Origin of the sequence: Achromobacter piechaudii NBRC 102461 (genome assembly GCF_001571245.1) — a bacterium.
Classification (GTDB): domain Bacteria; phylum Pseudomonadota; class Gammaproteobacteria; order Burkholderiales; family Burkholderiaceae_B; genus Achromobacter; species Achromobacter piechaudii.
This window is the reverse complement of sequence record NZ_BCTK01000001.1, coordinates 775468-795455: the sequence shown is the minus strand read 5'-3', so window position 1 is coordinate 795455 and position 19988 is coordinate 775468. Positions and strand designations below refer to the sequence as shown.

The window sequence follows — 19988 nt, the reverse complement described above, 5'->3', positions numbered from 1 at the left end:
AAGGCGGGAAATAATCACGGAGTAAGGGGTCAGGGGCAGGCGCACGGACAAGAGGTTGCGCTTGGTGCGCTTCCTTGTCAATGGCCGCCCCTGGGCGTACCGGCTTAACGCGCCGGTTGCGCCGCCGCGCCCACGTCCTTGCGGACCTTGGCCACGTCGGCCGCGCTGACCGCCGTCCCCTTGTTGCCCCAGCTCGACCGCACGAAGCTCACCACGTCGGCGACTTCCTTGTCCGTCATGCGCCAGTCAAAGCCGGGCATGGCGTAGGCGGTCGGCGCTGCCGTCGTGCCCGGCATCTGCGCGCCTTTCAGCACGATGTGGATCAGCGACGTCGGGTCCGCCGAGTTCACCGTCGAACTGAGCGCCAACTGCGGGAACGTTTCCGTGTAGCCCTTGCCGGTGCTGCGATGGCAGGCCGCGCAGTTGTTCAGGAAGGCCATGGCGCCGTCGCCCTTGTCCTTGCCGGTACGCAGCGCTTGCGCCACGGTCTCGTCATAGGCCAAAGGCTTGGTGGCATCCTTGTTCACCGGCGGCAGGCTCTTCAGGTACACCGCGATGGCGTTCAGGTCGTCATCGGACAAATGCTGCGTGCTGTCCTCGACCACCTGCGCCATGCCGCCGAAGGCCGCCGAATGGCCGTTGCGTCCCGACTTCAGGAAGACGGCGATGTCTTCCTTGGTCCAGCCGCCCAGGCCATCCACCATATCGCCGCGCAGGTTCTTGGCCAGCCAGCCTTCCACCACGCCGCCCGACAGGAAGGCCGAGCCGTCCGCGTCGCTCAACGCCTTTTCCTGCAAGGCAAAGCCGCGCGGGGTATGGCAGGTGCTGCAATGCCCCAGCCCTTCGACCAGGTATTGGCCACGCAGCAGCGCGGCGCGGTCTGCGCCCTTCAGGTCGCTGGCGGCCGGGCCGTTCACGACGTCCGGCGCGAACATCCAGCGCCACACGGTCAGCGGCCAGCGCATCGACATCGGCCACGAAATATCCGTGTCCTTGTTCTGCTGCTTGACCGGTTCGACCCCGTGCATGAAGTACGCGTACAGCGCCTTCACATCGTCGGGCGTGACCTTGGCGTAAGCCGTGTACGGCATGGCCGGATACAGCGAATGCCCGTCCTTGGCCTTGCCATGGCGCACGGCCTGGTCGAAGTCCTCGTACGTGTAGTTGCCGATGCCGGTGTCTTTGTCGGGCGTGATGTTGGTCGAATAGATCGTGCCCAGCGGCGACTCGATGCCCAGGCCGCCGGCAAAGGGCTTGCCGCCCCTGGCCGTGTGGCAGGCGATACAGTCGCCGGCGCGCGACAGGTATTCGCCCTGCTTGATCATCTGCGCGTCGGTCGAGGCCGGCGTGCCGTCGGCCGCGAAGGCGGCGCTGGCGACCAGGGCCGAGAAGGCCGCAACAATGGTTTGCTTGAACATTGTTCCGTCTCCTTAAGCCTGGACCAGCGGGCCGGGGTTCTTCAGGTACTGATCGCGGATCGCCTGCGCGGCCCAATAGGCCAAGGCGCCCACCAGCCCGGTCGGGTTGTAACCCATGTTCTGCGGGAACACGCAGGCGCCCATCACGAACACGTTCGGCACATCCCAGCTTTGCAGGTACTTGTTGACCACGCTTTCCTTGGGGTTCGAGCCCATGATCGCGCCACCCGTGTTGTGCGTGCTTTGATACACGCGGGTGTCGTAGTGGGCGCCCTTCTTGCGCACCGCCACGAAGTGCTTTTCGGGGTTCATGGCCTTGGCGACGGTCTCCATGCGCTTGCCCATGTAGCCCAGCATGTCGAATTCGTTGTCGTGCCAGTCGAACGTCATGCGCAACAGCGGCTGACCGTAGGCGTCCTTGTAGGTCGGGTCCAGCGACAGGTAGGCGTCGCGGTAGGACATGACCGACCCGGAAATGCCGATCGTCATGAAGCGTTGGTACGCATCCTGCACGCCGGCCTTCCAGGCCGTGCCCCACGACGGCGTGCCCGGCGTGGTCGGCGTCTGCTTGATGGGACGGCCGCCGTAGCGCACGTGGCGGATGCTGGCGCCGCCCACGAAACCCAGCGGGCCGTGATCGAATTGGTCGCCGTTCAGATCGTCCATGCCCACGCCGCCCGCGCCCGTGCCCACGAAGGGGTTCAGTTGCGTGCCCTTGGGCAGCAGCACGTTGACCGCGCCGTTCATCTGGTAGGCGTAGTTCTTGCCCACCACACCTTCGTTCGTCTTGGGGTCATACGGCTTGCCGATGCCCGAGAGCAGCAGCAGGCGCACGTTGTGCATCTGGTAGGCCGACAGGATCACCAGGTCGGCCGGCTGGTCGACTTCATTGCCCTGGGCGTCGATATACGTGACGCCGATGGCCTTCTTGCCGGTCGAATCCAGGTTGACCTTGATGACCTGCGAATGCGTGCGCAGCTCGAAGTTCGGCTTTTTCAGCAGCACCGGCAGGATCGTCGTCTGCGGCGATGCCTTGGAATACATGTAGCAGCCGTAGTTTTCGCAGAAGCCGCAAAAATTACAGGGGCCCAGGCGCACGCCATACGGGTTCGTATACGGGCCGGACGCGTTGGCGGCGGGCGCGGGATACGGGTTGAAGCCCACTTCGCGCGCGGCCTTCTCGAACAACTGCGCGCCGTAAGTGGTGGTCAGCGGCGGCAGCGGGAATTCCTTGCTGCGCTTGCCTTCCAGCGGGTTGCCGCCTTCAACGATCTTGCCGTTCAGGTTGCCGGCCTTGCCCGACGTGCCGCATACGTATTCGAACTTGGAGAAGTACGGTTCCAGTTCGTCGTAGGTCACGCCGAAGTCCTGGATGGTCATGCCTTCCGGAATGAATTTCTTGCCGTAGCGCGTCTCGTAGCGCGTGCGCAGTTCCAGCTCTTCGGGCAGCACGCGGTAGTGCATGCCGTTCCAGTGAAAGCCCGCGCCGCCCACGCCCGTGCCCAGCAGGAACGAACCGTTCTGCCGATACGGCACGGCCACGTCGTCCACGCCATGGCGGATCGTCACGGTTTCCTTGGACAGGTCCTGGAACAGCTTGCCGCGCACCGAGTAGGCCAGCTCATCGATCACCTTGGGGTATTCGGCGTCCTTCGGCGTGTCCTGCATGGCGCCGCGTTCCAGCGCCAACACTTGCAGGCCGGCCTCGGTCAGCTCCTGGCCCAGGATTGCGCCCGTCCAGCCGAACCCGACCAGCACTGCGTCGACTTTGTCTTTTTTGATTGCCATGATTAACCCTTCTCCCCAGAGATCGACACGGGGCCATAGGGGTACTTGACGTTGGGCTGATCGGCCCAGTCCATATAGTCGGCGCGCGCGCCGGGAAAGCCCACCATCTTCCAGCCCACCATGTTCTTGTTGCCGCCGTAGATCGGATCGGCAAAGAAACCTTCTTTGGTGTTGGCCAGCAGGAAGCTGAAGAATGTCGTGGCGGGAACGGTCTCGAACTTGATCTTGCCGCCTTGCAGGTCCTTCAGGATCTGCTCTTGCAGGGGCTTGTCCAGTTCGGCGTACACCTTGCCGTGCGTCTTGACGCACCAGTCGTTGCAGGCCTGGATGCCGTGGCGATAGACCTCGCGCGGATTCTGGCTCAACTGATAACCCAGTTCAGGCGCCTGGTCCGTATGGAACGGGCCTTGCATGTACCAGAGCTTGCCGTGGCCGAACGGCGTTTCCATTTGACGGTCGATGAACTCGGGCACACCCGCTTCGATCGCGCCCGGACCATATTGGTCGGCGGGGATCAGATGATCCACCGAGGCAACGATGAAGTCCCATTCGGGCTTGGTGAAATAGGTGGGCTCGTAGGGCTTGGCGGGCGCGGCGGTCTTGCTGTCCGCAGCGTTGGTACAGCCGGTGGTCAGTGCACCAACCGCCAATGTCGACGCTGGCACGATCGCCAACGCCTGAAGAAACCGACGACGCGGCTTTGCATCATCTGTCATAGACATCTCCGTGAATATTCCAAGTTGTCCTAGCGCGCAACCGAACATGAACCCTGGAAACACGAACTGCCGAGCTAGTGACAACACGCTCTGTACTTACTGAAAAAGCTGAACCATCTCTTCATTAGGGACACAAGAGAAGGTGTTGCATTATGCGCCCATTCACGCATCTGATCCGCTCATCTGACCAGATCAGATCAAAATTCTTGACATGGAAAAGTCTTTTGCTTTAAGGACAATGTAAGAAGCCCGCAAAAGCGGGCTTTTCTGACAGTTGGGTGAATGAATTCTGTATATTTCGCGCTTGGAACACCACGGATGGCAGGCATGAACGACAAGACGAAGATCTGGAAAAGTTCGACGACCACACGCAGCTGGAGTTCCACGTCGGACCTCACTCCCGAACAACGCGCGAACATCGAAGAGCTGCTGGACGGCAAGCTGGACTCGGTCACCGTTCAGGAAAAATGGAGCTACTCCGGCGTTGAAAACGGCGAAGCCTTCAAGGTCGATATCGACAACGGCGCAGTCACGATCAACGGCCGCCATTACGACAGCCTGGACGACGTGCCTCGCGCCGGACGCGAACGCATCGAAGCACTGCGCGACGGCGAAGGAATGAAAGGCTTGTGGGACATGCTCAAAAACGCCGGCGTGTCGATGCAGGATTCGGCCGGCGTATCGGATGCGCGCAGCGGCAAACCTGCGTTCACGATTGAAACCGACGAGGGCGGACGTGAGGCCGTGGCGGCCTCGCCTGCCCGGTCGGGCAAGCCGGTGATAACGGCCGCGCCGGAACGCCTGAATGCCGACCCCGCCGTCTCCCCCGGCGCGGTGCCCAAGAGCGGCGGTCTGCGCCGCTCGCTGCTGATCGGCATCGCCGTGGGCCTGGCGCTATGGGTGGCGCGGGAGTTGAACCTGTTCTGACGCGAGCGGGTATGCCCGCCAGCGGCTACCCGGCAGGCGCTGCCTGTATTTCCAGCGCGTAATAACTCGCCTCGCCCTGCTGGCCACGCGTCAGCACGGCGCGCACCTGCACGCTGATCGGGCTCGCGTCCTGACTACGCAGCCGGGCGGTGAATGCGGCGCTGGCCCGACCACTGCGCATTTTTCGCAGACGCGCGCCACCATCGGCAAACATCGTCAGCAACCCGTCTCCAAGCAAGTCGGTTTTCGAGCAACCCAGCATGTCCGCCAGCGCCGCATTGGCCGATTCGCAGCGCAGGTTCGCATCCAGCAGCGCCATGCCGTGCGAGGCCAGTTCAATGACCGCCTCGAACCGCGCCTGCTGGTCCCGTAGCGATTCCTCGGCCAGCTTGCGCGCGGTGTTGTCCATGCTGATGCCGACCACCTTGACCATGCGCGCATCGAAATCGCGCACGGGCGTGGCGCGGGAAGAAATCCAGCGCAGCGTGCCGTCCGGCTGAATCAAGCGGAAATCGAATTCGTGCGGCTTGCCGGTGCGCAGCGAGTCTTCGTAGATGGCTTGCATCATGGGCACGTCGTCGACATGCACATGCTTCCAGAAGCTCTCGTTGCTGACGATGCGCCAGCCGTACACCGCTTCGACGTTGGACGAGTAGGTCACGGCGTCCGTGATCAGGTTCCATTCCCACGTCACGATGCGCGCCCCCTCCTGCGCCAGCTTCATGCGCGCTTCGCTTTCCATCATGTCGGCGATGTAGCGGCGGCGCATGTCCGTCATGGGAATCTCGACCACGCTTGTCGCTTGCGCCGCTGCTTGCCGCGCGTCTTCGCCATAGCGCAGCCAGATCCAGTTCACGTCCAGGAACGCGGCCAGCCGGCGCAGCTTCGGGTAGTCGATCTCGCCGCCTTTCGTCCATTTGTGCACCGCCGGGCGCGACACATCGAGCGCGCTCGCCACGGTCTGTAACGAGAGCTGCTTGTGTTCAAGCAGCTCTTTCAAGCGGAATGCAAAGCTGTCTTCGATCATGGCGTGGGTACGGCAACGACAGGACCGGGCCTTACGTTTCACCCCCGTAACAATTGACAGGGGGTGCTTGTCGCCCGGCGCGATATTGCCTACAGTTTTTGTTAATTATTAGTTGACGTTAACTAGCAGTTAACAAAATACAAGAAGACGAGCGGAACAACAAGCCGGCGCGTTGACGCCATCCGCCAGCAGCCCCACCCCGGTTCGCAAAACAACACCGTGCGCGACGACGCATCGGAGGAGACCAACGTGAAAAAATCCGCGCCGCGCCGCGACGGGTTCCTGACCCTATGCACGCTCGCCGCCGTGCTGGCCACCGTCATCGCCATGGTGCGCTGGCCGGAACTGGCCGCCACCACCGCAACCCAATTGTTCGAATGGTCCACGCGTTCGTTCGGCGCGCTGATCCAGGTGTTCGTCTTCGGCTGCGTCATCGCCTGTATCGGGCTGGCGTTCAGCAAATACGGGCACGTGCGGCTGGGCGATGGCAAACCGGAATACGGCACGCTGTCCTGGGTCTTCATGTTCATCTGCGCCGGCATGGGCTCGTCCACCCTCTACTGGGGGGTGATGGAATGGGCCTACTACTACGACTCGCCGGGCTTGAACATCCCCGTCGGCTCGCGGGACGCACTGGAACACAGCATCAGCTATTCGTTCTTTCACTGGGGCTTGAGCGCCTGGGCCGTCTATGCGCTGCCGTCCCTGGCAATGGCCTATCACTTCCACGTGCGTAAAAACAAAGGGCTGAATCTGGCATCGATCATCGAAGCCATCACCGGCATGCGCGCCAGCGGCCCGGTCGGCCGGGCGGTGGACCTGATCTTCCTGTTGACCATGTTCGGCGCGCTGACGGTCTCCATCGCGCTCACGGCATCGACGTTCACGCGCGGCCTGTCCAGCCTGATCGGCACGCCCGACACCTTCACCATGCAGGTCATCGTCATCGTCGGCGTGTCGGTGCTGTTCTCGGCCAGCGCCTACATCGGCATCGACAGCGGCATGAAGCGCCTGAGCCACATGGTCTGTTGGGGCGCGTTGCTGCTGGCGGCCGTCGTGTTCGTGGTCGGCCCCACGCTTTTCCTGGGCAACAACATCGTCAACGGCCTGGGCCTCATGCTGCAAAACTACGTCCGCATGAGCCTCTTTACCGACCCCGCGGGCGATGGCGCATTCACCCGGGGCTGGACGGTGTTCTATTGGCTGTGGTGGGTGTCCTACTCGCCGGGCGTGGCCATGTTCGTGGCCCGCGTCTCCAAGGGCCGCAAGATCAAGGACGTCATCTATGCGCTGCTGCTGGGCGGCAGCGTCGGATGCTGGTTCTTCTTCGGCGTGCTGGAAAGCTATGCCATGCACCAATTCCTGTCGGGCAACATCGACGTGCCCCGCATCCTGAAAGAACAAGGCGGCGAAACCGCCGTGGAAATGCTGTTGAGCGCGCTGCCGGCTGGCCAGTTGTTCCTGGCCATGTACCTGGCGACCATGCTGGTATTCCTTGCCGCACACGTCGACGCGGTGGCCTACGCCGTGGCCGCCACCACAACCCGCAATCTGGCCGAAGGGCAAGACCCGTCGCCCACCAGCCGCGTCTTCTGGTGCGTGGCGCTGACGCTGGTGCCGCTGGCCATGCTGTTTACCCGCGCGTCGCTGGAAACCATGAAGACGGCCGTGGTGCTGACCGCCATCCCGTTCCTGTTCATCCTGGCCATCAAGCTGTTCGGCCTCGCCCGTTGGCTGTTGCAGGATTTCGGCCCCGTGCCCGCGCACCTGATTGAATCGGGCGCGCCGCCGCAGCCTGGTTCCATCGCCGCGCAGCCGTTGGAAAGGCCGCAGGAACAGCCGGCCAACGGCTAATAACGCCGCCCCCATCACCACGCATCAACGCTTAAACATAAAAAAATCATCAGGGAGAAGACCATGAATGACCTCAAGCTGCCCGCCGATTTCTGCGCCGACGACGAAAACGCCTGGACCCTGCCAGCCGCGTACTACACCCGGCAATCGGTGTTCGACTTCGAGAAGGAACAGGTTTTCGCCAGGCAATGGCTCTGCGTGGCCCACCGCAGCGAGCTGGCCGAACCCAATGATTACGTCACGCGCGACATCATCGGCGAAAGCATCGTCGTGCTGCGCGACCGCGAAGGCGTGCTGCGCGCGTTCTACAACGTCTGCCCGCATCGCGGCCATCAACTGCTGCAAGGCAGCGGGCGCGCCAAGAACGTCATCACCTGTCCGTACCACGCCTGGACATTCAAGCTGGACGGCGAACTGGCCTACGCGCGCAACTGCGACAACGTGCCCAACTTCGACAAAAACAGCGCCACGCTGGTCCCCATCCAGGCCGTGGAATACGGCGGCTTCGTCTTCATCAACATGGACCCGGACGCCGCGCCCATCCAAGACCAGCTTCCCGGCCTTGAAGCCCGCTTGCGCGCCGCCTGTCCGGTGATCGACCAACTGCACCTGGGCGCCCGCTTCGTCACGCAGACTCCCGCCAACTGGAAACTGATCGTCGACAACTACCTTGAGTGCTACCACTGCGGGCCGGTGCACCCCAGCTTCGCCGACTCGGTCCAGGTCGAGCACTACACCCATACGATGCACGGCAACTGGACGCTACAGATGGGGCTGGCGCGCTCGTCGGAAAAATCCTTCAAGGTAGACGCCTCGGTGAAAGACCCCAGCTTCGCCGGCTTCTGGGCCTGGCCGTGCACGATGTTCAACGTGCCGCCCGGCCCGGACTTCATGACCGTCATCTATGAATTCCCGGCCAGCGCCGACGTCACGCTCCAGCACTACGACATCTACTTCCTGAACAAGGAACTGACCGAAGACCAACAAAAGCTGGTCGAGTGGTACCGCGACGTGTTCCGCCCCGAAGACCTGCGTCTGGTCGAGAGCGTGCAAAAGGGAATGCGCTCGCGCGGGTATCGCGGACAGGGCCGCATCATGGTTGATCGCCAGCGCAGCGGCATCAGCGAACACGGCATCGTCCACTTTCACCGCAAGGTGGCCCAGGCCTACGAGGGCGAGCGGCCCGCCAGCACGCCCGCCTTGCCCGCCCGAAGCGCCGTCTTGGCATGAACCTTGTCCGCATCACGCAGAGCGTCGCGGCGCAACAAAAAGTGAGCAGCATGGGCCACCCTACCCTGACCCTGCGGGTCGCGCGCATCGAACGCGTGACCCCGTTGATCAAGCGCTTCACGTTGAGCGCGCTGGACGGCGGCGCGTTGCCGCCCTTCACGGGCGGCAGCCACATCATCGTGCAGATGCGCGACGGCACGCGGCAGGTCAACAATGCCTATTCGTTGATGAACTCGCCTCGCGCGCCGGGCTGCTACCAGATTGGCGTGCGGCGCCAGGAGCCCTCCAAAGGGGGCTCGGCCTTTCTGCATGACAAGGTGGCCGAGGGCGACACGCTGACCGTCGCGCCTCCGAACAACCTGTTCGCGCTGGATGCGTCGGCCAACCACCACGTGTTGATCGCGGGCGGCATCGGCATTACGCCCTTCCTGTCACAGCTGCACGAACTGCACGATCAAAGTGGTTCCTATGAACTGCACTATGCCTTTCGCTCGGCGACACATGGCGCTTTTTGCGATGAGTTGGCCGCAGCCTGCGGGGACAGGGTCCGCTTCTACATTGACGACCAGGGCCAGAAACTGGACGTGCCCGCCTTGCTGCGCGCCATGGCCCCCGGCTCGCACGCCTACGTTTGCGGCCCCGCCACGCTGATCGACGCCGTGCGCAGCGCCGCCCAGGACGTCGGCCTGCCGCCATCGCGGCTGCACGTAGAGCAGTTTGCCGCCGCCGCGCCAACGGGTGACGCCTACACCGTCGTGCTGGCGAAATCCGGCAAGACCGTACACGTGGCCAGCGGCGAATCCATCCTCAACGCCATCGAGCGCGACAGCGCCGTGCCTGTCCCCTGCCTGTGCCGCGAAGGCGTGTGCGGCACTTGCGAAACCCGCATCCTGGAAGGCGAAGCCACGCACTTCGATCAGTACCTGAGCGCCCAGGAAAAGGAAGCGCAAAAAACCCTGTTGATCTGCGTCTCGCGCGCGAAAGGCCACACGCTCGTGCTCGACCTGTAACCCTGCGACCGGCCAGCGACACACGCAGCCGGCATCCACCACCGGAGCTTTGCGATGAAACGGATAGCCAGCCTTGGGCTGCTGGCGGGCACCCTGCTGCCTTGCGCCTCCCCGGCAGAAACCAGCGTCACCCTGTACGGCGTCATCAGCACCGCCGTACGCTACACGTCGAACATCGACGGCGACCACGGCAGCCTTGCACAGCTCGTGTCCAGCGGCATCGGCGGCAGCCGTTGGGGCTTGAAGGGCACGGAAGACCTGGGCGGCGGCAACCAGACCGTCTTCGTGCTGGAAAGCGGCTTTGACACCAATGATGGAACCGGCACCTACGGCGCGCTGTTCGGCCGTCAAGCCTACGTAGGGCTGGCGGGCGACTGGGGCAGCCTGACCTTCGGCCGCCAATACAACGCCCTGAACAACATCGGCTGGGCCTACAACCCGCTGGACCAAAGCTGGGGCAACTTCTATTCAGACCCGCTATATACCGGTGGCGACGTATTCTTCCAGGACTATCGGCTGAACAACAGCATCATCTACAGCCGCAGCGCAGGGCCCTTCTCCGTGCAGCTTGACTACGGCTTCGGCCAACAGACAAACAGCCTGGCGCGCGGCTCCGCGTTTGGCGGCGGCCTGATGTTTCAAGAGGGCGCGCTGTCAGCGGGCGTCGCCTACGACCAGCAGCGTGCGATACAGGGCGACAACACGCTGCACAATTATTTCCTCGGCGCGTCCTACCTCATGGGCAAGACCACCGCCTATCTCGGCCACATGGGCCGACGCGAAACGACAGGCGATGCGCGCTACGCCATCTATTTCGTCGGCCTGGGATACCAGGCCACGCCCGCCCTGCACCTGTCCGCCGCCTACTATCGCTACCAGCAGCGCGGCAAGGTGACCACGCAATACCAGGCCGTGCCGATCGCGCTGGGCAGCGGCAACGGCGACGTCGTCTCGGCCGTCGCGGACCACGCGCTGTCCAAACGCACCAACGTATTTTTCGAGATCGACGCCACGCGCGCCCGAGGCGGCGCGGTGGGACGGGAAACCGAATACTGGGCCGGGCAGCCCGCCTTGGGGGTAGACGGCACGACGCGTATTGGCGTGATGACGGGGATGCGGCACGTTTTTTGAACGAGAAGCGCTCCGTCGCCAGCGCGCCCTTTCCGGTCCCGCCCCCCGCGCCCTCCAGTACAATCCCGCGTTTGGCGACGTTGTGATCGCCCACCCTCTGGACCGAAGCATGTTGCGACTGACCGAAATCAAGCTGCCGTTGAACCACACGCCCGAGGAATTGCCCGCCGCGATTCTTAAAAAACTGGGTATTCCGGCCAGCGACCTGCACGGCTTCACGATCTTCTTGCGCAGCTACGATGCGCGCAAAAAGCACAATATCCTGCTGACCTACACGCTGGATATCGACGTCGAAAACGAAGCCGCGCTGCTGGCGCGCTTCCACGACGACCGCCATGTGAAGCCCACCCCCGACACCGAATACAAGTTCGTCGCGCAAGCGCCGGCCAACCTGGCCAAGCGCCCCATCGTGATCGGCACCGGCCCCTGTGGCCTGTTCGCCGGCCTGGTGCTGGCGCAGATGGGGTTCAAGCCCATCATCCTGGAACGCGGCAAGGCGGTGCGGGAACGCACCAAAGACACCTGGGGCCTGTGGCGCAAGCGCATCCTGAATCCGGAGTCGAACGTGCAGTTTGGCGAAGGCGGCGCAGGCACCTTCTCGGACGGCAAGCTGTACAGCCAGATCAAGGATCCCAAGCACTATGGCGAAAAGGTCCTGAAGGAATTCGTGCTGGCTGGCGCGCCCGAGGAAATCCTGTACGTCAGCAAGCCGCACATCGGTACGTTCCGGCTGGTGGGCATGGTGGAAGTCATGCGCGACACCATCACCAAGCTGGGCGGCGAAGTGCGCTTTTCCAGCAAGGTGGAAACGCTGCAACGCGAAAACGGCCGGGTGACGGGCGTGACGCTGGCCAGCGGCGAGCATATCGAAGCCGATCACGTGGTGCTGGCCATCGGCCACAGCGCGCGCGATACCTTCCAGATGCTGCACGAGCAAGGCGTCTTCATGGAAGCCAAGCCGTTTTCGATCGGCTTCCGTATCGAACACCCGCAATCGCTGATCGACCGGGCCCGCTTCGGCCCGAACGCCGGCCACCCGATTCTGGGCGCGGCCGACTACAAGCTGGTGCATCACGCCAGCAACGGCCGGTCGGTGTACAGCTTCTGTATGTGCCCGGGCGGCACGGTGGTGGCGGCCACCTCGGAGCCGAACCGCGTGGTCACCAACGGCATGAGCCAGTACTCGCGCAACGAACGCAACGCCAACGCCGGAATCGTCGTGGGAATTTCGCCCGAAGAGGACTACCCGGAACACGTGCTCGCCGGCGTGGACTTCCAGCGCAAATGGGAATCGCAAGCCTATGTGCTGGGTGGCGAAACCTACAGCGCGCCCGGTCAGTTGGTGGGCGACTTCATTGCGGGCAAGGCATCGACCGAATTCGGTTCCGTCCTGCCGTCCTACACGCCGGGCGTGCATCTGACCGACCTGGCCACCGCGCTGCCCGATTTCGCCATCACGGCGATCCGCGAAGCGCTGCCCGCGTTCGACAAGACCATCAAGGGCTTCGGCATGCACGACGCCGTGCTGACCGGCGTGGAAACGCGAACCTCGTCGCCCGTGCGCATCAAGCGCGACAACGAGACCTTGCAAAGCATCAACACCCAGGGTTTGTTCCCGGCCGGCGAAGGCGCAGGCTATGCGGGTGGCATCCTGTCGGCCGGCGTGGACGGCATCAAGATCGCCGAGGCGGTGGCCTTGAGCATCATGGCGCGGCAGGGCTGACGCGTCGGTCAACGCCCCCCTGGCGGTACATCGACCGCCTGCTAAGAAACAGCAATTTGTCCTTGCGGGTTGATTGGAGAAATCAATCAACCCACCCCTCTTGAAACCTGGAAACCCGCTGCCACATTTTCGCTAAGGCGAGGCAACGCAGCTCCAGGTTTCCCCGTGCCGCGTTGCCCGACGCCGTCTGACGCAGACCTAATCGGGAGACGAACATGGCAACGTATCCATTTTTCGATAGCGGCATCAGTTCCGCGCTGGACACCCTGGCACAGCTGGACAAAATACTGCGCGGCCCCACCGGGCCCTCCGCCCTGCGCTCCTCCGCGGGCGGCAATTTCCCGCCCGTCAACGTAGGCACTTGCGCCGACTCGATCGAGGTCGTGGCGTTCGTGCCGGGCGTGGACCCCGAGGCGTTGCAGGTCACCATGGAAAAAGGCCTGCTTTCGATCTCGGGAGAACGGCGCCAGGAAGAACCGACGGGCCAAACCACGGTCTACGCACGCGAACGCGCGCACGGCCGCTTCAGCCGCGTGGTCGAACTGCCCAGCGACGCCGACCCGGAAAAAATCCAGGCGCGCTACACCGACGGATGCCTGTGCATTTCGATCGGCAAACGCGAATCGGCCAAGCCGCGCCAGATCACCATCCAATGAACGCACGCTGACGACATAGGAGGACCATCATGCAAGAACGGAACCAACTGGCCGCCACTCGCGGCGCCGACTCGTTGGCCCCGGTGACGAACGAGGCCAACCGCCCCGCCACCCTGCCCGCCGTGGACATCTACGAAAACGCGACCGGCATCACCTTGCTGGCCGACCTGCCGGGGGTGTCCAAGGAACGGCTGTCGATCAAGGTGCAGTCCAACGAACTGCTGATCGAAGGCGAAGCGGCCGTGCAGGTGCCCGCCGAGGTGCGCCTGGTGCACAACGAGTTGCGCGAACCGCTGTTCCGGCGCAGCTTCACCTTGGGCCACGACCTGGACAAGGACAACATCACCGCCAACCTCAAGCACGGCGTGCTGACGCTGCAAATTCCCCGGCAGCGCGAAGCGCAGCCTCGCAAGATCTCGGTGACTGTGACTTGATCCTGACGTGATCGTGATGCGCCCGGCGTATGCCGGGCGCGTGTATTTGGAGGCCTTATGGAGCACTCCGTCATCACGCAATACCGAGGCTACGTCCTGAGCGTGCGCGCCGTGCCGCTACGGGCGCTGGAGAACCCCGGTTCGCTGCCGGCCGGTTTCATTTCACTGGTGCAGGTGCTGCGGTCGGCCGATGTGCTGGTCGACTGGTGCATGCCTTGTCCGCACACGCCTTGGGAGACGCCCGCGCAGGCGCTACGCGAAGGCACGCAGTATCTGCAACGGTTGATCAACACCGGCGCAATCGGAACGGACATTCCGCTGCTGCAATAGCGTCCCGCTGGCCCCGGCGCGAACGGGTTGCAGGGTCATCAGGCGTTGACGGGGGGATAGCGGGCCGCTGCGGCTGCCTGCATACTCCCCCCTATTCCCCTGATGAAGACGGAGCAGATCGACATGGCCCTGCACTACCTGGAAGACTTGACCCCCGGACAACGCTTCATCGGCGCCGCCCGCGCGCGCGTCACCCGTGAACGCATCAAGGCGTTCGCCGCTGAATTCGACCCCCAGCCTTTTCATCTGGATGAAACCGCCGCCAGCGAGACCCTCTTCAAAGGGCTGGCCGCCAGCGGCTGGCACACCGCCGCGCTGACGATGCAATTGCTGGTCGCCAGCGAGTTCCAACCGGCCGGCGGAATCATCGGCGCGGGAGTCGAGGAAATGCGCTGGCCACTGCCGGTCCGTCCCGACGACGAACTGCGGATTGAAAGCGAGGTGCTGGAAGTCCGGCCCTCGAAGACGCGGCCCGAACAAGGACTGGTAAAGGCGCGCACGACGACGCTGAATCAGAACGATCAGGTGGTCCAGATCTTCGTCAGCAATCTGGTGGTGCAGTGCCGGCCACGGTAGCGGGGGTGCAAGGCGCGGCGACGTGACTGGGTAGGCCGCGCATCGTGGACGGCCACACGCAGCGCGCATACAGGCTTGCCCAGCCCCCCGCATCTGCCGGAACGCGCCCTAGCGCTGCACAGCGGGAAAACCGTGGCCCCTTCCCGCCCACACCGCGATCAACGTCAGCAGCAGCAACACCACCAGCGCCGGCGAGAACGCCCACACCCCCGCGCGCTCCAGCAATACGCCGCCGATGATGCCGCCGCCCGCAATCGCCAGGTTCCACGCCGTGACGAGCATCGATTGCGCCACATCGGCGGCGTCTCCCGCCGCCTTTGCCAGCGCGGTCTGGAACAACGTCGGCGCGCCGCCGAACGCAAAGCCCCAGGCGCAGGTGGCCACAAGCACCACGGCCGGCATGTCGCCTGCCACACCCAGCGCCAGCGCCGCCATGCCAAACAGGATCGTGCTGCCTAACGTCAACACGCGCAGGTGCCGGTCGATCAACACGCCGACAACCCAGATACCCAGCACGGACGACACGCCGAATACCAACAGCACCAGATCGGTCCTGGCGTCCATGCCGGCCGCCGCCAGGAACGGGGCGATGTAGGTGTAGAGAATGTTGTGGGCCAGCACATAGGCCAGCACCACGACAAGCACCGGCCGCACGCCGGCTATCGTCAGCACGTCCGGCAGCGAGCGCCGCGTGCCCGCCGGCTGCCCCGCAAAGTCCGGCACCTTGGCACGCACCCACACCATCAAGGCCAGCGCCAGCACGCTCATGATGCCGAAGCACATCCGCCATCCGACCACGTTACCCAGGTAGGTGCCGACCGGCACGCCCAGCGACAACGCCAATGGCGCGCCCACCATTGCCACAGCAATAGCCCGGCCCTTCAGGTGATCCGGCACCATGCGCGCGGCATAGCCTGCCAGCAACGCCCAGAGCAGCCCCGCCGACACGCCCGCCAGAAAACGCGCTACCAGCGTCAAGAGATAGCTGCCGGAGAGCGTCGTGACGGTATTGGCCACGGCAAAGCCCGCGATGGCGGCCAACAGCAGCGGGCGGCGGCGCGCGCCCTGCGTCGCGGTGGTCAGCGGGATCGCGGCCACCAGCGAGCCGATGGCGTAGACCGTGACCAGTTGCCCGGCCATCGCGCCGGAGACATCCAGGCCGGCGCCGATCTGCGGCAACAGGCCGGCAGGCAACGCTTCCGTCAGGATCGTGATGAAGCCGCCCATCGCCAGCGCCAGCAACGCGGCTAACGGAAAGCGGTCGGACGGCGCGGCCGCGGCGGGTATGGAGGTTGAGCAAGCTGTCATGGCAATCTCTTTGGGGGCTGGCTGTCTGGCTCGACGACCCTGCCCCGCATAGGTGGAAGACGAGATGCGATGGTGAGCGCGTCCACCATTCAAGACAAGAATGCTAATGTTCCGATCATCTCGGACAAAAATTCTTAAATGGGCGCGACGGTGGAATCTCTGAATGGCATTTCTTTCTTTGTCCAGGCAGCCAGCGCACGCAGCTTTTCCCAGGCGGGACGCGTGTTGGGCGTGTCGTCATCGACCGTAGGCAAGAGCGTGTCTCGCCTGGAGGAACGCCTGGGCGTGCGCCTGTTTCACCGCAGCACGCGCAGCCTTACGCTGACGGCCGAAGGCGCTCTGTTCCTGGAACGCTGCCGGCGGATACTTTGCGAGGTCGAGGCGGCCGAACTTGAACTCTCGCAAACGCAGCAAGCCCCGCGCGGACGCCTGCGCATCAGCCTGCCGGTAGTCGGCATGCTGGTCACGCCAGCGCTGGCCGCCTTCATGCATCGCTACCCCGCCATCGAGCTGGACGTGGATTTCTCTGACCGAGTGGTGGACGTGATCGAGGAGGGATTCGACGTGGTGATGCGCGCGGCGGAACCCACCGACTCACGCCTCATGTCACGTCCGATGGGCCACTACCGCCAGATCGTGGTCGCCGCTCCCGCCTACCTGGCCAAGCGCGGCACGCCCCGCGTTCCCGCCGACCTCACGGGACACGCGTGCCTGCAATACCGGTTGCCCACCACGGGCAAGCTTCAGCCGTGGCCGTTGAAGCGGTCCGAAGGGGACGCGGAATACACGCTGCCGAACTCCATGGTGTGCAACACCGCGATCAGCCTGATGGATATCGCCATCTCGGGCTTAGGCATCGCCTGCCTGCCCGACTTCATGGCCAGGCCCGCCATCGAACGCGGCGAGTTGGTGTCGGTACTGGAGGAACATGTTCAGCATCAGGGCACGTTCCGGCTGCTATGGCCGTCCAGCAAGCATCTGGCGCCGAAGCTGCGCGTGTTCATCGACTTCATGGTCGAGGCGGTGTTTGAGGAGAAGGGATTGGGACGACGGCTTGGACCTTGATCGACACCCGCTTATGGCGGCATCCCGCCCAGAGTTCGGGCTGCTTGCTCAAGGCCGCTCAGAATGGTGTCGAGCACATGATTGGAAAAGCCGTCCGGCAATTCCGCTTGCACTTGCGCCATGGCGCTTGGGGTCCGGGCAAGAATCTCGTCAATGACGGGTTCCGCGGTCAAGGCATAGCCGACCTTCTGCGCGGTGCTGTTGAAATGCCTGCGCTGGATGCCCTGGACCTCGTAATGCCGGTTCTTGCCGAGCAATGCCATCGCCAGCTTGATTTCGTACGGTGACCATTGGTTGGCGCGCTCGCCCAACACTGGATAGGCAGACATCACGTCGTAGAGCGGGGTCAACTGGAAGCGCCCGCGCGGCAAGAGTTGAATGCTGAAATTCTTGGCATGCCCGTCGGGCGCGCGCAGCAACCAGAACAGTATCTGCGCCGCCATCATCGTGTGCATGTCGGCCTGGGCGTTCACTGATTGCCGCAGCGTTCCGAACAGGGCCTTGAGTCCTGGACCGCCCTCGTTCTCGTATTTGCGCAATGGCGAGCAGCCCTCGACCTGGCAAAAGTCTTCCTGGGGCAGGCGCATAAGCCACTGACCGTTGGGAGCGACGCGCCTGTCAAAACGCTCGACCACCAGCACACGCTGCCGACCAAATGTGGCGATGCGGGCATCCGCCACGGGCAAACCATAGGCCTTCAACAATCGCAAGCACAGCCATTCGTTGTCGACGGAGGTACTGAAATCCGCTTGCCGTCCGCCCATCAGACCGAGCGGAAGCTTGAAGATGTGGCTGGTCGGCGTGGCGCCGCGCGGTGCGAGCCATTGCCCTTCCCACCACAGAAAAGCCGTCTTCTCCTGCGCGCCGGCCAGCGAGATGCGAAAGTCTGCGTCCGGGTCGCGGCCTGCCACAAGCGCCGCCGGGGAAACCGTTTCGATAAGGTGCCGCTCAACGTCCTCTTCGGACAAGGGAACGCCCTCGATACGGTCAAACCCTATTGGTTCTTCGTCCTCGCCGAGGATCTGGACCGCGCCCACGCAATCGCGCCCGATAGCCGTCAGCAAGTCGAACGGCTGGGTCGAACCGGTTCTGAATCGTTCGGCCACGCGGCGGCGGATCGCATCGCTGTCGGGAAGCAGATTGTCGAAGTAATTGGCGACCTTGGCGCCTTTTACCGGCAGATTCTGCAAATTGAACGGGAGCGACAAAGACAGCGGCCGGCCTATATTTGCGGCGACCCAGTCAGAGTCGTACTGAAGCTCCATCTCGCCACGAGCCGGAATTGTCCATCGGCCCACGCGTATACCGTTGGCCCAGATGGATAAGGTGCGGCGGTGCGATTTGCGGCCCATGTCACCAATCCTCAGACGTGGGGGCTGATACCGCGACGCTGCCCCGCATCCCGACAACCAATTCCAGACCCAGCGCCGAACACCACGTAATAAGTTGCTCCACGCTCAGTTCATGGGGGTGGAGTTCTAAATGAGAGACGCGGGATTGGCTCAAGCCGATGCGAATAGCCAGTGCTGATTGCGTCAGCCCCTGCGCTTTGCGCGCGGCTTGAAGCACTGAGCCAAGTTGACCGGGGGTGAGCAGCGGATGGGATGTCGCGTGCACGATGAATACCTGTAAATCAGATAAAAGCAAAATATCTGAATTACAGGTATTCGTCAATTATCTGAATTACAGCTATTTTCTACGCTTGCGGATGAGAGGTCGACGTGACCAGCGCACGCGCTCAATCATCGAATTCGCCTACCACGGTGACGTTCATTCATTGGCTTCTCCCCCCCATCGCGGTCGGATCGTCAGTACCCGGATGGCGAGCCAGTTCGATGAAGGCCCGCACGTAGTCAATCGCGGTGTCCGCCTCGCGCGCCCCAAGAAAAATCTGCTTGGCGATGCCGCGTGCTCCCAGCCGCACCGGCACCACATCCATCCGCGCCGCGTATTCCTCAACCAGCCAGCGCGGCAGCGCGGCCACACCGCGTCCGCTGGCCACCATCTGCACCATGATGTCGGTGGTTTCGATGGCTTTATGGCGCTTGGGCGTGACACCGGCAGGCAGCAGGAATTGGTTGTAGATGTCCAGGCGCTCGATATCCACGGGGTAGCTGATCAACACTTCCTGGTTCAGTTGCTGCGGCTTCACGTAGGCAGCCGTTGCCAGCGGATGGCCCTTGGGCACGACCAGCACCTGCTCGTAGTCGAACACGGGCTCGAACGTCAGGCCTGGCTTGAACAGCGGGTCGGGCGTAACCAGCAGGTCGATCTCGTAGCCAAATAGCGCGCCAATCCCGCCGAACTGAAACTTCTGCTTGACGTCCACATCCACGTCGGGCCAGGTCGCCAGATACGGCGACACCACCTTAAGCAGCCACTGATAGCAAGGGTGGCACTCCATGCCGATGCGCAGCGCGCCGCGTTCGCCCTGCGCGAACTGCCCCAGCCTTTCTTCGGCCAGATCCAGTTGCGGCAGCACGCGGTTGGCCACCGCCAGCAAGTATTGGCCGGCCTGCGTCAAGCGCAGGCTTCGACCTTCGCGCAGCCAGACGTCGGTGCCCAACTGCTGCTCCAGCTTCTTCATGCTGTGGCTCAGGGCCGACTGGGTCAGGTTCAGCACGCCTGCGGCGGCCGTCAACGACCCTTGCCTTTCGACCTGCTGGACGATGCTGAGATGGATGCGCTCAAGCATTCAGATGATTCCTGCTCATGGATTAGTGAAATAAAACCATTTTACTTCATCGTTCCCCTCCTCTAGCATGCGGTTCCAGCTTGATGCTGCAACTGCACAA

Annotated in this window: 19 protein-coding genes; 11 read left to right on the top strand and 8 right to left on the bottom strand. The window is 63.4% G+C overall.

Annotated features, from left to right (window positions below; translation table 11 throughout):
• Window positions 1–104: 104 nt before the first annotated feature.
• The 3 genes from API01S_RS03575 to API01S_RS03565 are packed head-to-tail and all read right to left on the bottom strand — an operon-like array spanning window position 105 to window position 3922.
• The gene (locus API01S_RS03575; protein WP_006219940.1) at window positions 105–1418 is read right to left on the bottom strand and encodes a c-type cytochrome; all 1314 of its coding nucleotides are present in this window, start codon (window positions 1416–1418) and stop codon (window positions 105–107) included.
• A gap of 12 nt (window positions 1419–1430) precedes the next feature.
• On the bottom strand, window positions 1431–3206 hold the full coding sequence (locus API01S_RS03570; protein ID WP_006219941.1) for a GMC family oxidoreductase: 1776 nt from the start codon (window positions 3204–3206) through the stop codon (window positions 1431–1433).
• Between the two features lie 2 nt (window positions 3207–3208).
• A complete protein-coding gene (locus tag API01S_RS03565) occupies window positions 3209–3922 on the bottom strand; it encodes a gluconate 2-dehydrogenase subunit 3 family protein (RefSeq protein ID WP_050730419.1) in 714 nt (237 codons plus the stop codon).
• Between the two features lie 327 nt (window positions 3923–4249).
• Here API01S_RS03565 and API01S_RS03560 point away from each other — a divergent pair, with 327 nt between their 5' ends.
• On the top strand, window positions 4250–4849 hold the full coding sequence (locus API01S_RS03560; protein WP_061303850.1) for a hypothetical protein: 600 nt from the start codon (window positions 4250–4252) through the stop codon (window positions 4847–4849).
• 25 nt (window positions 4850–4874) lie between these two features.
• Here API01S_RS03560 and API01S_RS03555 read toward each other — a convergent pair whose 3' ends face one another.
• Entirely contained in the window at window positions 4875–5876 is a 1002-nt protein-coding gene (locus tag API01S_RS03555; RefSeq protein WP_061303148.1) for a PAS domain-containing protein, read from the bottom strand.
• Between the two features lie 249 nt (window positions 5877–6125).
• On the opposite strand from API01S_RS03555, the gene API01S_RS03550 reads away from it, so the two are divergent.
• The 9 genes from API01S_RS03550 to API01S_RS03510 all read left to right on the top strand — a co-directional run bounded on the left by API01S_RS03550 (window position 6126) and on the right by API01S_RS03510 (window position 14820).
• Window positions 6126–7730: a BCCT family transporter gene (locus API01S_RS03550; protein ID WP_156487056.1), complete on the top strand. Its 1605-nt coding sequence runs from the start codon at window positions 6126–6128 to the stop codon at window positions 7728–7730.
• A 63-nt stretch (window positions 7731–7793) separates the two neighbouring features.
• Window positions 7794–8960, top strand: a complete 1167-nt coding sequence (locus API01S_RS03545; RefSeq protein ID WP_061303143.1) for an aromatic ring-hydroxylating oxygenase subunit alpha — start codon at window positions 7794–7796, stop codon at window positions 8958–8960.
• 50 nt (window positions 8961–9010) lie between these two features.
• Window positions 9011–9970: a PDR/VanB family oxidoreductase gene (locus API01S_RS03540; protein WP_061303848.1), complete on the top strand. Its 960-nt coding sequence runs from the start codon at window positions 9011–9013 to the stop codon at window positions 9968–9970.
• Between the two features lie 54 nt (window positions 9971–10024).
• Entirely contained in the window at window positions 10025–11101 is a 1077-nt protein-coding gene (locus API01S_RS03535) for a porin (RefSeq protein WP_061303141.1), read from the top strand.
• 109 nt (window positions 11102–11210) lie between these two features.
• Window positions 11211–12824 carry an NAD(P)/FAD-dependent oxidoreductase gene (locus API01S_RS03530; protein ID WP_006219954.1) on the top strand — a complete coding sequence of 538 codons (1614 nt, stop codon included), beginning with the start codon at window positions 11211–11213 and terminating at the stop codon, window positions 12822–12824.
• Between the two features lie 215 nt (window positions 12825–13039).
• Complete coding sequence (locus API01S_RS03525) at window positions 13040–13480, top strand: Hsp20/alpha crystallin family protein (protein ID WP_061303139.1); 441 nt, start codon at window positions 13040–13042, stop codon at window positions 13478–13480.
• A 29-nt stretch (window positions 13481–13509) separates the two neighbouring features.
• A complete protein-coding gene (locus API01S_RS03520) occupies window positions 13510–13914 on the top strand; it encodes an Hsp20/alpha crystallin family protein (protein WP_006219956.1) in 405 nt (134 codons plus the stop codon).
• A 57-nt stretch (window positions 13915–13971) separates the two neighbouring features.
• Window positions 13972–14244 carry a hypothetical protein gene (locus tag API01S_RS03515; protein WP_006219957.1) on the top strand — a complete coding sequence of 91 codons (273 nt, stop codon included), beginning with the start codon at window positions 13972–13974 and terminating at the stop codon, window positions 14242–14244.
• 123 nt (window positions 14245–14367) lie between these two features.
• Entirely contained in the window at window positions 14368–14820 is a 453-nt protein-coding gene (locus API01S_RS03510; protein ID WP_061303844.1) for a MaoC family dehydratase, read from the top strand.
• Window positions 14821–14928: 108 nt separating this feature from the next.
• Here the strand turns inward: API01S_RS03510 and API01S_RS03505 are convergent, their stop codons facing one another.
• Window positions 14929–16128 carry an MFS transporter gene (locus tag API01S_RS03505; RefSeq protein ID WP_061303137.1) on the bottom strand — a complete coding sequence of 400 codons (1200 nt, stop codon included), beginning with the start codon at window positions 16126–16128 and terminating at the stop codon, window positions 14929–14931.
• 150 nt (window positions 16129–16278) lie between these two features.
• Between API01S_RS03505 and API01S_RS03500 the strand changes: the two genes are divergently transcribed.
• On the top strand, window positions 16279–17193 hold the full coding sequence (locus API01S_RS03500; protein ID WP_061303842.1) for a LysR family transcriptional regulator: 915 nt from the start codon (window positions 16279–16281) through the stop codon (window positions 17191–17193).
• Between the two features lie 11 nt (window positions 17194–17204).
• On the opposite strand, the gene API01S_RS03495 is transcribed toward API01S_RS03500, so the two are convergent.
• The 3 genes from API01S_RS03495 to API01S_RS03490 form a co-directional block, all read right to left on the bottom strand.
• Window positions 17205–18545: a type II toxin-antitoxin system HipA family toxin gene (locus API01S_RS03495; protein WP_061303135.1), complete on the bottom strand. Its 1341-nt coding sequence runs from the start codon at window positions 18543–18545 to the stop codon at window positions 17205–17207.
• 1 nt (window position 18546) lies between these two features.
• Complete coding sequence (locus tag API01S_RS28690; RefSeq protein WP_156487079.1) at window positions 18547–18810, bottom strand: helix-turn-helix domain-containing protein; 264 nt, start codon at window positions 18808–18810, stop codon at window positions 18547–18549.
• A gap of 157 nt (window positions 18811–18967) precedes the next feature.
• Window positions 18968–19888: a LysR family transcriptional regulator gene (locus API01S_RS03490; RefSeq protein WP_061303133.1), complete on the bottom strand. Its 921-nt coding sequence runs from the start codon at window positions 19886–19888 to the stop codon at window positions 18968–18970.
• Between the last annotated feature and the right edge of the window lie 100 nt (window positions 19889–19988).